Annotated in this window: 14 protein-coding genes; 10 read left to right on the forward strand and 4 right to left on the reverse strand. The window is 70.7% G+C overall.

Annotation, left to right across the window (positions count from 1 at the left end; genetic code table 11):
- The first annotated feature begins 24 nt into the window (after nucleotides 1-24).
- Nucleotides 25-1,725, forward strand: coding sequence for a thioredoxin-like domain-containing protein (locus QSK05_RS23720; protein ID WP_285599503.1), 1,701 nt, complete (start codon nucleotides 25-27; stop codon nucleotides 1,723-1,725).
- Here the strand turns inward: QSK05_RS23720 and QSK05_RS23725 are convergent.
- Nucleotides 1,711-2,079: a DoxX family protein gene (locus QSK05_RS23725; protein WP_285599504.1), complete on the reverse strand. Its 369-nt coding sequence runs from the start codon at nucleotides 2,077-2,079 to the stop codon at nucleotides 1,711-1,713. The genes QSK05_RS23720 and QSK05_RS23725 overlap by 15 nt on opposite strands.
- Nucleotides 2,076-2,966, reverse strand: coding sequence for an oxidoreductase (locus tag QSK05_RS23730; RefSeq protein ID WP_502879820.1), 891 nt, complete (start codon nucleotides 2,964-2,966; stop codon nucleotides 2,076-2,078). Before QSK05_RS23730 ends, QSK05_RS23725 begins: the two co-directional genes overlap by 4 nt.
- 276 nt (nucleotides 2,967-3,242) lie before the next feature.
- On the opposite strand from QSK05_RS23730, the gene rplU reads away from it, so the two are divergent.
- From rplU to QSK05_RS23765, 7 genes are all read left to right on the forward strand, one after another.
- Nucleotides 3,243-3,551 carry a 50S ribosomal protein L21 gene (gene rplU, locus QSK05_RS23735; protein ID WP_285599506.1) on the forward strand — a complete coding sequence of 103 codons (309 nt, stop codon included), beginning with the start codon at nucleotides 3,243-3,245 and terminating at the stop codon, nucleotides 3,549-3,551.
- Nucleotides 3,552-3,583: 32 nt separating this feature from the next.
- Entirely contained in the window at nucleotides 3,584-3,838 is a 255-nt protein-coding gene (gene rpmA, locus QSK05_RS23740; protein ID WP_231481218.1) for a 50S ribosomal protein L27, read from the forward strand.
- Nucleotides 3,839-4,158: 320 nt separating this feature from the next.
- On the forward strand, nucleotides 4,159-5,688 hold the full coding sequence (gene obgE, locus QSK05_RS23745; RefSeq protein ID WP_285599507.1) for a GTPase ObgE: 1,530 nt from the start codon (nucleotides 4,159-4,161) through the stop codon (nucleotides 5,686-5,688).
- A gap of 107 nt (nucleotides 5,689-5,795) precedes the next feature.
- On the forward strand, nucleotides 5,796-6,920 hold the full coding sequence (gene proB / locus QSK05_RS23750) for a glutamate 5-kinase (protein WP_352302430.1): 1,125 nt from the start codon (nucleotides 5,796-5,798) through the stop codon (nucleotides 6,918-6,920).
- Nucleotides 6,921-7,076: 156 nt separating this feature from the next.
- Nucleotides 7,077-7,526, forward strand: coding sequence for a DUF8830 family protein (locus QSK05_RS23755; RefSeq protein ID WP_285599509.1), 450 nt, complete (start codon nucleotides 7,077-7,079; stop codon nucleotides 7,524-7,526).
- Nucleotides 7,527-7,690: 164 nt separating this feature from the next.
- Nucleotides 7,691-9,022: a glutamate-5-semialdehyde dehydrogenase gene (locus QSK05_RS23760; protein WP_285599510.1), complete on the forward strand. Its 1,332-nt coding sequence runs from the start codon at nucleotides 7,691-7,693 to the stop codon at nucleotides 9,020-9,022.
- 15 nt (nucleotides 9,023-9,037) lie between these two features.
- Nucleotides 9,038-9,733: a class I SAM-dependent methyltransferase gene (locus QSK05_RS23765; protein WP_285599511.1), complete on the forward strand. Its 696-nt coding sequence runs from the start codon at nucleotides 9,038-9,040 to the stop codon at nucleotides 9,731-9,733.
- Here QSK05_RS23765 and QSK05_RS23770 read toward each other — a convergent pair.
- Entirely contained in the window at nucleotides 9,699-12,224 is a 2,526-nt protein-coding gene (locus QSK05_RS23770; protein WP_285599512.1) for an ATP-binding protein, read from the reverse strand. The genes QSK05_RS23765 and QSK05_RS23770 overlap by 35 nt on opposite strands.
- 121 nt (nucleotides 12,225-12,345) lie before the next feature.
- On the opposite strand from QSK05_RS23770, the gene QSK05_RS23775 reads away from it, so the two are divergent.
- Entirely contained in the window at nucleotides 12,346-12,804 is a 459-nt protein-coding gene (locus QSK05_RS23775; RefSeq protein WP_285599513.1) for a hypothetical protein, read from the forward strand.
- Nucleotides 12,804-13,535 (forward strand): matrixin family metalloprotease, encoded by a 732-nt coding sequence (locus tag QSK05_RS23780; RefSeq protein ID WP_285599514.1) that lies wholly within the window; start codon nucleotides 12,804-12,806, stop codon nucleotides 13,533-13,535. Before QSK05_RS23775 ends, QSK05_RS23780 begins: the two co-directional genes overlap by 1 nt.
- Here the strand turns inward: QSK05_RS23780 and QSK05_RS23785 are convergent.
- A complete protein-coding gene (locus tag QSK05_RS23785; RefSeq protein WP_285599515.1) occupies nucleotides 13,505-14,482 on the reverse strand; it encodes a glycosyltransferase family 2 protein in 978 nt (325 codons plus the stop codon). The two genes, QSK05_RS23780 and QSK05_RS23785, sit on opposite strands and share 31 nt — an antisense overlap.
- Nucleotides 14,483-14,536 lie beyond the last annotated feature (54 nt).

Raw genomic sequence — 14,536 nt, forward strand, 5'->3', positions numbered from 1 at the left:
CTTTCACGAGGACGGGGCGTCGGGATGCGGATCCGGGCGCCCCGTCTGCGTGGCCGGGGCTGGCTGAACTCGCCCGCGCTCACCCTGGAGGAGCTCCGGGGTCAGTTCGTGTTGCTCGATTTCTGGACCGGCGCCTGTGTGAACTGCGTGCACGTGCTGGAAGAGCTGAGGCCCCTGGAGGGGCAGCTCACCGTGATCGGCGTTCATTCGCCCAAGTTCCCCTACGAGGCAACCCCTTCGGCGGTCGAACGGGCGGTGGAGCGCTACCGGGTGCGGCATCCGGTGCTCGACGACGCGGATCTGCTCACCTGGGACGCCTACGCCGTGAAGGCCTGGCCCACGCTGGTTCTCATCGACCCACAGGGTTACGTGGTGGCCCAGGTGGCGGGGGAGGGGCACGTCGCGGAGCTGGCCGGGTTGGTCAAGGAACGGCGTACGGACGTGGTGGTCACCGAAAGTTGCCCGGAGCCAATGGTTTGCAGCGAGAGCCCGACCGGTCTCCGCTTCCCCGGTGGCCTTCTCGCCCTGCCCGACGACCGCGTCCTGATCTCCGACACCGGCCACCAGAGCCTCGTCATCGGTGCTGTGCGGGTGGGGTCCGGGGAGCGGGGGCTGGTCGACGGGCCACCCGGAACGGCCTGTTTCGCAGACCCTCTCGGCCTGGCTCTCCTACCGGCCGAGGTGGCCGAGCGGGTCGGGTACGACGTCGTGATCGCCGACAGCGGCAACGACGCGATCCGGGGCCTGCGCCTCGACGATCTCTCGACCACCACAGTGGCCACGGGCCTTTCGACGCCCGGAGACGTCGCCTGGTTCGACGGCCGCATCGTCGTGGCGGTCACCGGACGGCACCAGCTCTGGTCGGTCAACCCCTTCGACGGCTTCACCGAGGCTTTCGCCGGGACCGGTCAGGAAGGACTGGTGGACGGCCCGGCCCCGACGGCCTGGTTCGCTCAGCCCTCGGGGCTCTCCGTGGGTTCCGGAGGACTGTGGATCGCTGACGCGGAGAGCTCCGCGCTGCGCCTGCTCTACCTCACCGAGGCCGGTCCTCAGGTCAGAACAGCCGTGGGACAAGGTCTTTTCGAGTTCGGACGGCAGGACGGCGACGGCTGGGACGCCCGCCTGCAGCATCCTCTCGGCGTGCAGGTGCTGCCCGGCGGGACGGTGGCGATCGCTGACACCTACAACGGATCGGTGCGGCGCTACGACCCGCACACCGACCAGGCGACCACCCTGCAGACGGATCTGGGGGAGCCCTCGGGGCTGGTGGTCGTCCACCAGCAACTGGTGGTGGCCGATGCGGGGCAGCATCGGTTGCACTTCTTCGAAATGAAGGACGAGGAACACCTCCCATCGCCCACCCGGGTTCCCGTCACCGACGTGAGCCCCGGAAAAGTCCGTCTGGCAGTGGCCTTCGACCCTCCCCCGGGGGAGGAGGTGGATCTGCGCGAGGGCGACCAGACCTGGCTGCACGTCATCCCCTACCCGCCCGCGTTGCTGACCGAAGGTGCCGGTGCGGCAGCGGGTCTCACCCGGGATCTGACCTTCGGGGGCGAGCTCTCCGGCGGGCGCGTCAACGGCTGGCTGCTCGTCGAGGCCCGGGCGGCGTCCTGCGACGTCGAGCACGGAGCGGGTGCGGTGTGCCACCTGCATCGTCAGCGCTGGGAGGTACCGCTGCGACTGGTGCCGGGCTCCCCGGCGCGGATCGCCCTAACGCTGGCGTGAGGCCCGCAGCGCCCAGAGCACCAGGGGCGCCTGGAGCGGGAGCCGGGCCACGGTCGCGGCCTTCTTCGCGGAACTGGCCCGCGGGGAGCGCAGGGCCCGGGCCGCCATGTACACGTTGCCCGGGAAGACACCCACGAAGAGCGCCGCGGCGGCGAGACATCCGGCCTGCCGGGTGCGGGGCACGGCGATCGCCGCGGCCACCGCGAGCTCGGCCACGCCGGAGCCCGCGATCCAGGCCGCGCGGCCACCGGGCAACTGCGGCGGCACGACCTGCTCGAAGAAGGCCGGCCGGGCGAAATGGCTGATGCCGGCCGCGGCCAGGAAGATCGACAGGGACGCAGCGGTGCGGTTCACGGGTACCTCACTCCAGTCAGTTCCTCGGCTCTCTCCCACAGCCGCGCCGAGACCTTCTCGTCGTGGGAGGCCGTGCTCGATGCCGCCGGTCCGGGGTAGCCGCGCACCTCACCCGGGCCGGTCGGGCCGTAGTAGCCGCCGGGGGAGACGTCCGGACCGGCCGTCGCGAGGAGAAGGGCCAGGGCGCCCATCCCGGCGGAGTGCCCGGCCACCCGGGAACTCAGCGACAGCACGGCGCCCTGCACACGGGAGCCGGTGTGCGTGGTGAGACCGGTCTTCGCGATGCCCGGATGGGCCGCGACCGACAGCACGTCCGACCCCTGTGCGGCCAGCCGGCGCTGCAGCTCGCGGGCGAACATCAGGTCGGCCAGCTTGGACTGCGCGTAGGCGCCCCAGCGGGCGTACCGGCGCTGTTCCCAGTTCAGGTCGTCCAGGTCGATGCGGCCCCGCCGGTGCATCACGCTGGAGAGCGTCACCACCCGCTGCGCGATCTGCGGCAGCAGCAGGCCGGTGAGGGCGAACGGCCCGAGGAAGTTGGTGCCCAGGTGCAGCTCGAACCCGTCCTTCGTGGTGCCCTGCGGCACAGCCATCACCCCGGCGTTGTTGACGAGCACGTCGAGGTGCCCCACCCGCTCGGGGAAGGCCCGGACCGAGTCCAGGTCGGCGAGGTCGAGGGGCAGCACCCGCACGTCACCGGTCATCGCCGCGGCCGCGCTCTCGCCGCGGGCCACGTCCCGGCAGGCCAGCACCACGCTCGCGCCCCGTGCGGCCAGGGCCCCGGCGGCGATCGCCCCGATCCCGCCGTTCCCCCCGGTCACCACCACGACCTGGCCGTGCTGGTCCGGGACGTGCTGGTCGATCCACGTGCTCGAGGCGGCCACGGTCATGAGCCTAGGCCGTGCCCGACAGGTGTACCGCTTCAGGCGCGCGAGCCGGGTCCTCCTGGGTGGACGTCAGCAAAGCCTCGGCGACCTGACATGATGGGCCCGCAGTACGGTGCGCAATTAGGTCTACCGAGGAGCCGGTTTGCTCCTGGGCCTCGCGATCCGTAGTCTTTACTGCGGTGCGCCGCGTGGCATCGATATGCCTGCGTTGAGCCCTCACCCTCCAGGGTGTCGGGGAGAGAATCGCACCCCCTTGAACCGACCGGAGAGTGATTTCACGTGTACGCGATCGTCCGCGCTGGTGGCCGCCAGGAGAAGGTTGCCGTTGGCGACGTCCTCACCGTTGACAAGGTCGCTGGTGCGCCCGGTGACGCGGTGGACCTCGTCCCCCTGCTGCTGGTTGACGGCACCGACGTGACCAGCGCCGCCGACGCCCTGGCCAAGGTCAGCGTCGCCGCCGAGATCGTCGAGGCCACCAAGGGCCCGAAGATCATCATCCAGAAGTACAAGAACAAGACCGGTTACAAGAAGCGCCAGGGCCACCGCCAGCCGCTGACGACCATCAAGATCACCGGTATCACCAAGTAGTCAACGGCTGAGCAGAAGGCAGGCAGACAGACATGGCACACAAGAAGGGCGCAAGCTCCTCCCGGAACGGCCGCGACTCGAACGCCCAGCGTCTCGGGGTCAAGCGGTTCGGTGGCCAGCAGGTCAACGCCGGCGAGATCATCGTGCGCCAGCGCGGCACCCACTTCCACCCGGGTGAGAACGTCGGTCGTGGCAAGGACGACACCCTGTTCGCCCTGACCCCGGGCGCGGTCGAGTTCGGCCAGCGTCGCGGTCGTCGGATCGTCAGCATCGTCGGCGCCGAGTAAGGCTTCGGCACACACGAGCTTTTCGCGAAGGGCGGGCCGGGTCTCCCGGCTCGCCCTTTGCCGTTCTTCCGGCGCCGGACCAGTTCAGCATGTCGTCCTCAACAGCTCCACACGCTGCCCGGGAGATGTCCTGAACCCACCTGACCGGTGGGTAATACGACAACGTTGCACGGATCAGGAATCGCGCAGGGCCGACGACGTCCCCGGGCCAGACCGGTGTCCGTCACATGAGCTCTCAGCGAGCAGTCAGTTCGCGCTGGTACCCCGAACTGACCACATTCACTACGGGCGGGGTACCACCGAAGAGAGCAGAGGCCGGCATGGTGACCTTCGTCGACAGGGTCACGCTGCACGTTGCGGCGGGTAATGGCGGACACGGGTGCGCATCCGTGCACCGCGAGAAATTCAAGCCCCTGGGTGGGCCCGACGGCGGCAACGGGGGCAAGGGTGGCGACGTCACCCTCGTCGTCGATCCGCAGACCACCACGTTGCTCGACTACCACCGGTCACCGCACCGGAAGGCGACCAACGGCAAGCCGGGCGAGGGCGACCATCGCAACGGGGCCAACGGCAACGACATGGTGCTGGGCGTCCCCGACGGCACGATGGTCAAGGACACCGACGGCCGGGTGATCGCCGACCTGGTCGGCAACGGTGCCACCTACGTGGTCGCCGAGGGCGGCCGCGGTGGCCTGGGCAACGCCTCGCTGGCCTCGGCCCGGCGCAAGGCCCCCGGCTTCGCCCTGCTGGGTGAGCCCGGAGGCGGCGGTGACGTCGTGCTCGAGCTGAAGACCGTGGCCGACGTGGGCCTCATCGGTTTCCCCAGCGCGGGCAAGTCCAGCCTGATCGCGGCCATCTCCGCGGCCCGGCCGAAGATCGCCGACTACCCGTTCACCACCCTGGTGCCGAACCTGGGCGTGATCGAGGCCGGTGACGTGCGCTACACCGTCGCCGACGTGCCGGGCCTGATCCCGGGCGCCAGCGAGGGCAAGGGTCTGGGCCTGGAGTTCCTGCGGCACGTCGAGCGCTGCGCCGCCCTGGTGCAGGTACTGGACTGCGCCACCCTGGAGCCCGGCCGCGACCCGCTCACCGACCTCGACGTGATCGAGGCCGAGCTGGACGCCTACCCGGTCGAGCCGGGCACGCTGCCGCTCAAGGAGCGCCCGCGCCTGGTGGTGCTGAACAAGGTCGACGTGCCCGAGGCCCGGGAGCTGGCCGAGATGGTCAAGCCCGATCTCGAGGCCCGCGGCCTGAAGGTGTTCATCGTCTCGACGATCGCGCACGAGGGTCTGCGTCAGCTCACCTTCGCGATGGGCGACCTGGTGGCCCAGGCCCGTGCCGACGCCGGCCCGGTGGAGGCGCCCCGCGTCATCATCCGCCCGGTCCCGGTCGCCGAGAAGGACGCCTTCGACGTGACCCGCGAGAACAGCGCCGACGGCCCGTTCTTCCGGGTGCGCGGTTCCAAGCCGGAGCGCTGGGTGCGTCAGACCGACTTCGCGAACGACGAGGCCGTCGGCTACCTCGCCGACCGGCTCGCCCGTCTCGGTGTGGAGGACGCTCTGGCCTCGGCCGGTGCGGTCGCCGGCGCCACGGTGGTCATCGGTGGCGACGACGGGGTGATCTTCGACTGGGAACCGACGATGATCGCGGCCGCCAGCGCGGCTTCCCCGCGGGGTACCGACATCCGCATCTCGGGCACCGATCGGCCCACCCGGTCGATCAAGCGCGAGGAGTACGAGATGGCGCGTACGGCGAAGCAGGACGCCCGCGAGGAGCTCGCCGAAGAGCGTCGTGCGGGTCACTGGGTCGACCCGGCCCAGCTCGAGGACGCGTCGGAAAAAGACGCTTAGTCCTTCTCGTGATCAGGCAGACCTTCCCCGCACCGGGGAAGGCCTGCCTGATCACGGACTAAGAAAACTGGTTTGACCGAGGTAGTAGGACTGAGTTCGTGGACGGTCTGGAAGAGCGCCGGCAGCGGATCACCGCGGCCGGGCGCATCGTGGTCAAGGTCGGGTCGTCGTCGCTGACCTCGGTGGACGGCGGTATCGACGCCGGGCGTATCGAGCAGCTGGTGGGGGTCCTGGCCCGGCACCGGAGCTCCGGGCAGGAGATCGTGCTGGTCTCCTCCGGCGCCATCGCCGCCGGTCTGGCTCCCCTCACCCTGGCGAAGCGGCCGAAAGACCTGGCCACCCAGCAGGCCGCCGCGAGCGTGGGCCAGGGTCTGCTGATGGCCCAGTACACCGCCGCCTTCGCGCGTCGCGACCTGACCGTCGGCCAGGTGCTGCTCACGGCCGAGGACGTGATCCGGCGCACGCACTACGCGAATGCCCGCCGCACCCTCTCCCGGCTGCTCGGCCTGGGTGTGGTGCCCGTGGTCAACGAGAACGACACGGTGGCGACCGCCGAGATCCGGTTCGGTGACAACGACCGGCTCGCCGCTCTGGTCGCTCACCTGGTGCGGGCCGACGCCCTGCTGCTGCTCTCCGACGTCGACGCCCTCTACGACGGTCCGCCGAGCCGGCCGGGAGCCCGGCGCATCGAGTACGTCGGCGGCCCGGCCGACCTGGAGGACGTCGAGATCGGCTCGGTCGGCAGCAGCGTCGGCACCGGCGGCATGGTGACGAAGGTGGACGCCGCCCGCATCGCCAGTGCGGCGGGCATCTCCACCTTGCTCACGTCTGCGGCGAACGCGGGGGAGGCCCTGGCGGGCAAGGACGTCGGCACCTGGTTCGAGGCACGTGGCGGCCGGACCGCGAGCCGGCTGCTCTGGTTGCGGCACGCCGCCCGGCCCACCGGCCGCCTGATGCTCGACGAGGGCGCCGTGGCGGCGGTGGTGCAGCGCCGGATGTCGCTGCTGCCGGCCGGGGTGGTGAAGGTGGACGGCCGCTTCACTGCCGGTGACGCGATCGATCTGGTGAACCCGCATGGCACCGCGATAGCTCGAGGCCTGGTCAACTTCGACTCCGCTGAGCTACCGGCGCTGCTCGGACGATCGACCCGTGACCTGGCCGCCGAGATGGGGCCCGACTACGCCCGGGAGATCGTGCACCGCGACGACATCGTGCTTCTCGGTCGTCGCTGATCATCATCTGCCCGCCTGATAAAGGGCAGATCATCTGCCCCGCGGCTATTCGCGCACACCACTCAATCAGGCCGCCCTGATGTGCTGATCCTACGAATTCCGCGGTTCATGGCCGATTCCCAAGACGTTCGCGTCGGCATCTGCTCAACTAGAGGTGTGTCAATCGGATCACGTCGCGACGTCCCCTCCACGTCGTGCGTGCGGCGGGCCGCTCTCGAGCAGCAGCCGTACATCGCCCGCGCGCAAGACGCCGAAAGTGCTCGCGACCTGTGGTTCGTCACGGTCACGGTCGGCGGCGGCGCCCTCGCTCAGGACGAGGTTCGTGACGCGCTGGAACGGCTGAGCGTGGAGCGAGCCTTCGTCGTCAGCATCCGCTACGACCGCAACCATGCCCAGGTGCGCTACTGGGACGAGTGCGGCGACGCCGCAGAAGCCACTCATCAGGCGCTGTCCCTGTGGGGCGGCGACGAGGTCTTCGCCGAGCTGCCCGGCTGGCGGGTGAGCGGCCTGGAGGTCGTCGACCTGGTCACCGCCCAGCAGCAGTGGGACCACGACACCCACCCCCGCGTCTACGCACTCGGCGAGATCGTCCCCTTCGACGACTGACACTTTGCCTGATCACGAAAGTTCGGACGGGGGCACGCACTGCTTGAGGACGCGTCACCGCACCGGTTCGCATGGTCACCACTGCGGTCCGTCCGTGGGGAGGGTCGGCCGGATGTTGCCCGGATCCGGTCGGTCGCCTGTGTGGAGCCCATTAGAGTGGCCTGGTGAGCACGACCATCGAGCCCGCCGCCGCGACGTCGCCCGACGACGGCCCGAACGCCGGCGCAGACCCTGTGCGCGACGCCGTCCGTGAGGTCGCGGGTCGCGCCCGGCAGGCCGCGCGCGCCCTGGCCACCGCCCCGCGCGAGCAGAAGGACGGGGCGCTGACCGCCCTGGCCGAGGCGCTGGTGACGAACACCGGGCGCATCATCGCGGCGAACACCGAAGACCTGGAGCGGGGTGAGCGCACCGGTCTGGCCCCGAACCTGGCCGACCGGTTGCGGCTCGACGCTCCCCGCATCGCCGCGATCGCCCAGGCGGTGAACGACATCGTGCGCCTGCCTGACCCGGTCGGTGAGGTGGTGCGCGGTTCCACCCTGCCGAACGGGCTCCACCTGCGGCAGGTGCGGGTGCCGATGGGCGTCATCGGCATGGTCTACGAGGCCCGGCCCAACGTCACGATCGACGCCGCCAGCCTGGCGCTGAAGAGCGGTAACGCGGCGGTACTGCGGGGTGGCTCGGCGGCGGAGAGCACCAACACCGTGCTGGTCGAACTGATCCGGGGTGCGCTGGAGAGCGTGGGTCTGCCGGCCGACGCCGTCGCCACCATCGACCCCTGGGGTCGCGAGGGTGTGCAGCACCTGATGCGTGCCCGCGGCCTGGTCGACCTGCTGGTGCCGCGCGGTGGTGCCGGGCTGATCCGCACCGTGGTGGAGAACTCCACGGTGCCGGTGATCGAGACCGGCACCGGTAACTGCCACGTCTACGTCGACGCGTCCGCCGACCAGGCGATGGCCCTCGAGGTCCTGATGAACTCGAAGATGCGGCGCACCAGCGTCTGCAACGCCGCGGAGACCCTGCTCGTGCACGCCGACGTGGCCGGTGACTTCCTGCCGGCGGCGCTGACGGCTCTCGACGGGGCCGGTGCGAAGGTCCACGCCGACGCCCGGGCGCTCCAGGCGGCGACGGCCCTGGGGATCAAGGCCGAGGCCGCCACCGAAGACGACTGGTACACCGAATACCTGGCCGCCGAGATCGCGGTACGGGTGGTGGAGAACCTCGACGAGGCGATCGCACACATCCGTACCTACTCCAGCGGCCACACCGAGGCGATCCTGACCTCCGACCTGCGCTCGGCCACTCGCTTCACGGCCGAGATCGACTCGGCCGTGGTCGCGGTGAACGCGTCCACCGCGTTCACCGACGGGGCCCAGTTCGGGCTCGGCGCCGAGGTCGGCATCTCCACCCAGAAGCTCCATGCCCGCGGCCCGATGGGTCTCGCCGAGCTGACGTCCACCAAGTGGATCGTCACCGGTGACGGCCAGACACGTCCCTAGAGGAGTATTGATCGCATGGAGGCGACCGAGGTCCGCAAGCTCACCGAGCTGGAGGAACGGCACTGGTGGTACCGCGAGCGCAGGCACCTGCTCGCGAAGGCCGTCGCCGACCTGACGCCCGGCCGGGCACTGGACGTTGGCGCTGCGGGTGGCGGTAACACCCGCGTGCTGCAGTCTTTGGGCTGGCAGGCGTCAGCCCTGGAGTACGGCCCGACCGGCGCGGAAGTATGTGCCGCGCGGGGCATTCCGGTGCTGCGTGGCGACGCGACCGCGCTGCCGCTGGCCCCGGGCAGTCTCGACCTGGTGGTCGCGTTCGACGTTCTCGAGCACCTGGACGACGACAAGGCCGCCGCCGGTGGCGTTTTCGACGCACTGAAGCCGGGGGGTAGTTTCCTGGTGGCGGTGCCGTGCGACCCGAAGCTGTGGTCGGCGCACGACGACGCGGTCGGTCACGTGCGCCGTTACACCCGGCCCACGCTCACCGATCTGTTGCAGGGCGCGGGTTTCCAGCTTGAACCGATGACCAGCTGGAACGTGCTGATGCGTCCGCTGGTGAGTCTGCGCCGCCGCAGCAGCACCGGCAGTGACCTGGACGACCCGTCGGCGCTGCTCAACAACGCGCTGCGGGCCGTCATCACGCTGGAGCGCTACCTGCCGGTTAAGCAGCTGCCCGGCGTCACCCTGCTGGTGCGGGCCAAACGACCGCGGTAACGCCGAGCGCAACCAGGAGAGGGGGGCCCTGCGGATCGCGCAGGGCCACCAGCGTCATGGCCTGCTCGTAGCGGTCCCCGGCCTGTTCGGCCGCCTGCAGGGCGTCGGTCAGCACGGCCGTCGCCTCGTCGTGCGCGCCGTGGGCCCACAGCACCTCGCCGAGTTCGCGGCGGGCACCGATGTGGGCGCCGCCCTCACCGAGCCACCCGGCCAGGGCCACCGCCTCGCGGAGGTGGCCGATGGCGGCATCGAGGTCGCGGCGCCGGGCGAGCACCAGACCCAGGCCGCGCAGGGCGTCGATCCGGCCTACCGGGTAAGCGATTTCGTCGGCGATCCGGAGTGCCAGACGGAACGACGCCTGGGCCTCATCGAGGTGCCCGAGGCGTTCCTGCGCCAGGCCGAGATTGGCCAGTACGGCGCTCTCACCGGCTCGGTCGCCGAGGCGACGCTGAATCGCCAGGCTGCGATCCAGTGCGGTCAGGGCCGGTTCGGGCTCACCCCGGTACAGCAGCAGCGCGGCCAGGTTGTTCAGGGCCTTGCCCAACCCGACCTGATCCCCGATCTCCTCCAGCAGTGCCACCGCCTGCCCGTGACAGGCTGCGGCGCGCGGGTAGTCGCCGAGTCGACGGTGCACGATGCCCAGACTGAACAGGGTCGAGCCCTCGCCGCTGCGTTCGCCGACGGCCCGGTGCAGGGCCAAGGCCTGTTCCAGGGCCTGGCGGGCCTGGGGGTAGCGGCCGCACCGCCAGTGGATGATCCCGGTGTTCTGCAGCGCCCGGCCCAGCCCGGCGTCGTCCCCGGCCTCGGTGAACAGGTCGATGGCCAGCTGGTGTTCGCCCAGCGCCCGGTCGAACGATCCGCGCCGCCGGTGCACCAGGCCCAGACGGTCCAGCGCGCCCGCCCGCACACCCGCGTTCTGCCCGCCCGCCTGGAATGCCAGACCGTGCAGCATCTCCGCGTCGTCGTAGTGAGCTCCGGCATCGAGGAACGGTGCGAGGATTCCGGACAGTTCCACCGCATGTCGCCCCGAGGCCTGGGCCACGGCCATCAGAGTGGCACGCTCGGTCGAGAGCCACTGCTGACCGCGGTTCTTCGGATCGGCCCGGGCGGAACTGTAGGTGGCGGCCGATCGGGCGTCACGGCAGCAGAGGTCGAACAGGCGGGTACGGGCGGCCATGCCGTCCGTGCCGTCCGGGCCGTCGGGGCCCGACGACAATTCGCAGGCATACCCCCTCAGTAGGTCATGCATCCGGAATCGGCCACCCGGAAGCCTTTCCAGTAGATGGCTGCGGGTCAGGCCATCCACGGCGGCCCGGACGGTGCGCAGGTCGCAGTCGAGCAGTGCGGCACATCCGGCCAGCTGGAAGTGAGGGCCGGGATGCAGGCCGAGCCGACGGAACAGTAACGCCGACGCGGGGTCCAGGTGCTCGTACGACCAGGAGAACACCGTGCGCACGCCGTCCAGGAGATCCCTCGCCTGGAGTTCGTCCACCAGGTCGGCGAGCGACTCCTGCGGCCGGGACGTGATCAGTTCGGCCGCGATCCGCAGCGCCAGGGGCAGCCGCGCGCAGGCGCCGATCAGCGCCGCGACCGGCCCGGGCTCCGCCGGCACCCGGTCACCGACCAGGGCCGACAGCAGCTCCCGGGCCTCCTCGTCCGTCATCAGGGAGACCTCGAAGCGCTCGGCGCCGTAGCGCACCACCAGTTCACCCAGGGCATCGCGGCTGGTGACCACCGCCGCACATCCGGGGTTCCCGGGCAGGAGGTCGTCGACCTGCTCCGCGGTGCGGGCATTGTCGAGGAGAACCAGGACACGCTGATCAGCCAGCAGCGACCGGTACAGCGCCGCGCGTTCGCGGGTGCCCTCGGGAACTGCCACGGTGGCGGGGGACAGGGCCCGGATGAACTCACCCAGCACATCGTGCGCGGCCACCGTCGGACCTCGGTGATAACCGTGCAGGTCGACGTACAGGGTGCCGTCCGGGAACCGGTCGGCCCGCCGGTGCGCCCACTGCCGGGCCAGCGACGTCTTGCCCACTCCGGCGGTGCCGGTGAGCACCCCGATCGGCACCGCCGTGAAGGGTTCCGGCCGCAGCAGCGCGTCCAGACCGTCGATCAGCGCGTCCCGGCCGATGAAACCGTTCACGGCCGAGGGCGCCTGGCGGAGTGTCGCGGCCGGGGTCACCGGGCGGGTCGGGATGACGGACGCCGGTGGGCCGCCGTCGGGGGGCTCGTCCCCGGTGGCGCGTAACCACATCTGGTGGAACGGCTCCGGGTCTGCTCCGAGGGCCTCGACCACCAGCTCGAGCAGGCCCCAGCGCGGTGGGCGGGGCTCGGAGAACACCGCGGAGACCGTGGTGCGGCTGCAGCCCACCTCCCGGGCCAGATCGCGCAGGCTGGGGCGCCCGGCCCGGTGGTGCGCCTCGTGCAGGGCCCGGGACAACGTGCGCAGATCGCCGGGCGGCAGTTCCGGCCTGGCCAGGACGCCCATCGGTTCTCCGATCGGTCAGGGTCCGTCAGCCTTCGTCAGGTTCCGTCAACCGGTACCCGGCGGTTCCTAACGTCGGTACATCGGCCACCGCGGTGGTGGCCACCGATGGATGGAGCACCCGATGACCGTTACCGATACGTCTACCGCGTCTGGATTCCAGAACGCCGCCCGGGTCTACCGCATGCACCAGGAGATCGCCCGGTCCCTCGACGCATCCAAGTCGAACGCCGTCTACGCCGTCGACACCGATCTGCTGCGGGAGTGCCTGACCTTTCTGGTCGGTTTCGGCTACCTCAGCACCGAGCAGGCCGACGCCCTGTGGAGCCTGCTCACCGGCCGGGACGGATTCGTCGACCTGCCGGCGCTTCCGTTCGTGGACGGGCGGGCGGGTTCCGCCGTCTACGATGCCCTGCGCGGCGTCGCCGTCGCCGCGACCGCGCGCGCCGAGGACGCCGACAGTTCGGTAGATTCGGTGGTGGACACGATCGTGGAGATCGGTGAGGCCATCGTCACGATCGTCCACGTGGTCCAGGAGGCCGGCGGCGCACTCTCCGACCTCTGGACCTCGATCTTCGGCTGATGGCCGCCGTACTCCCGGACTCGGTCCGGTACCTGGAACGCTACGGCTACCTTCCCGCGGGAAGGCCCCTGGCCCCGGACTCGACGGCGCTGGCCCTGGCCCGGTTCCAGGCCCGGCTGAACCTCCCGGTCACCGGGCTGGACGACGAGACCACCCGGGCGGCGCTGCGACTTGACCGCTGCGGGATGCCCGACCAGGCCGACGGCCTGGCGCTGCGGGTGACCTGTACCTGGGGTTCGGGGGAGCTCCGGTATGCCTTCGGGACGCCGTGCGGCGACTACGAGGGTGCCTTCGGGGCGGTGGAGCGGGCGATCTCGACCTGGGCGGCCGTGCTGCCCCTGAAACTGGAGCGGGTCGGGGCCGGCGACAACCCGGACGTTCTGGTGGAATGGCGCCCGGCGCAAGACCCGGACCACAGCATGGTGGGAAAAGTTCTGGCTCACGCCGATTTCCCGGGATCCTGCTGGAGTATTGCCGAGAATCCGCCGAAACCGCTGCACTTCGACGATTCCGAGCACATCTGGGTCGACGGGGCGATCCGCGGCGCCTTCGACGTGGAGACGGTGGCCCTGCACGAGTTCGGGCACCTGCTCGGGCTCACCCACACCACGGTGGCCGGGGCCGTGATGTACCCGGCGATCGCCGGGCACTCCACGCTGCGGGAGCTGCAGCCCGACGACCTGGAACGGCTGCGGGCGCTCTACCCGTTGCGGTCGTCCTGCGAGTCGTAGGCGATGTGATACGTGGGCCGGCCCTGCAACTGGGTGTAGAGCCGGCCCACGTACTCACCGAGCATGCCCAGGCACAGCAACTGCACCGCGCCGACGGCCGCGACCGCGACGAACGTCGAGGTCCAGCCGGGCACCGTGTGATCGGTGATGAAGGCGAGCAGGGCGAAGGCCAGCAGCAGGAAGGTGACCGCCGCACCGCCCAGGCCGAACCAGGTGGCCAGGCGCAGGGGAGCGATCGAGAAGCCGGTGAGACTGTCCACCGTCAGCCGGATCATCCGCGACAGTGGATATTTCGTGGTGCCGGCGGCCCGTTCCTCGCGCCGGTACTCGACCTGGGCGCTGGGGAAGCCGAGGGCCGGGACCACCAGCCGCAGCACCCGGTTCTGCTCGGGCAGCCGGTTCACCGCGTCTACCATGGCGCGTGACATCAGCCGGAAGTCCCCGGCGTCGGCGGGCACGTGATGGCCGACCAGCCGCCGGATCATCCGGTAGTAGACGCCGGCCGTGTGCCGCTTGAAGGCCGAGTCGGTGGAGCGGTCGTTGCGTACGCCGTAGACCACGTCGGCGCTCTGCTCGCGCGCGGCGGTGAGCATGTCGGCGATGGTCTCGGGCGGGTCCTGCAGGTCGGCGTCGATCGTCGCGACCCAGGCGCCCCGGGCCCGCACCAGCCCGGCCGACAGCGCGGCCTGGTGCCCGGCGTTGGCGCGCAGGCGCACCACCCGTAGCTGCTCCCAGTCGCGGCGGGCCTTCTCCAGCAGCGCGGGGGTGGTGTCACGGCTGCCGTCGTCGACCACCAGCACCTCGTAGGTCTGGCCGAGGTCGTCGAGGACCGGGCGCAGGCGCTCGACGAACAGGCCGATCACGGCTTCCTCGTCGAACATCGGCACGACCACGCTCAGCTCCGGTGGCTGAACGAGGTCTGCGTCGGTGCCGGATCCCGGTTTCATCCCGGTCAGCGTAGTGGCCCGAGCAGGTGACAGGTCGATCGGCTGTCGGCCGGC

This window comes from Kineosporia sp. NBRC 101731, assembly GCF_030269305.1.
Taxonomy (GTDB): domain Bacteria; phylum Actinomycetota; class Actinomycetes; order Actinomycetales; family Kineosporiaceae; genus Kineosporia.

Excerpts from the sequence above, each read along its gene's own strand:
- QSK05_RS23720 (WP_285599503.1), top strand. The coding sequence starts at position 25 with ATGCGGATCCGGGCGCCCCGTCTGCGTGGCCGGGGCTGGCTGAACTCG.
- QSK05_RS23730 (WP_502879820.1), bottom strand. The coding sequence starts at position 2,966 with ATGACCGTGGCCGCCTCGAGCACGTGGATCGACCAGCACGTCCCGGAC.
- rpmA (WP_231481218.1), top strand. The coding sequence starts at position 3,584 with ATGGCACACAAGAAGGGCGCAAGCTCCTCCCGGAACGGCCGCGACTCG.
- obgE (WP_285599507.1), top strand. The coding sequence starts at position 4,159 with ATGGTGACCTTCGTCGACAGGGTCACGCTGCACGTTGCGGCGGGTAAT.
- QSK05_RS23765 (WP_285599511.1), top strand. The coding sequence starts at position 9,038 with ATGGAGGCGACCGAGGTCCGCAAGCTCACCGAGCTGGAGGAACGGCAC.
- QSK05_RS23770 (WP_285599512.1), bottom strand. The coding sequence starts at position 12,224 with ATGGGCGTCCTGGCCAGGCCGGAACTGCCGCCCGGCGATCTGCGCACG.
- QSK05_RS23775 (WP_285599513.1), top strand. The coding sequence starts at position 12,346 with ATGACCGTTACCGATACGTCTACCGCGTCTGGATTCCAGAACGCCGCC.
- QSK05_RS23780 (WP_285599514.1), top strand. The coding sequence starts at position 12,804 with ATGGCCGCCGTACTCCCGGACTCGGTCCGGTACCTGGAACGCTACGGC.
- QSK05_RS23785 (WP_285599515.1), bottom strand. The coding sequence starts at position 14,482 with ATGAAACCGGGATCCGGCACCGACGCAGACCTCGTTCAGCCACCGGAG.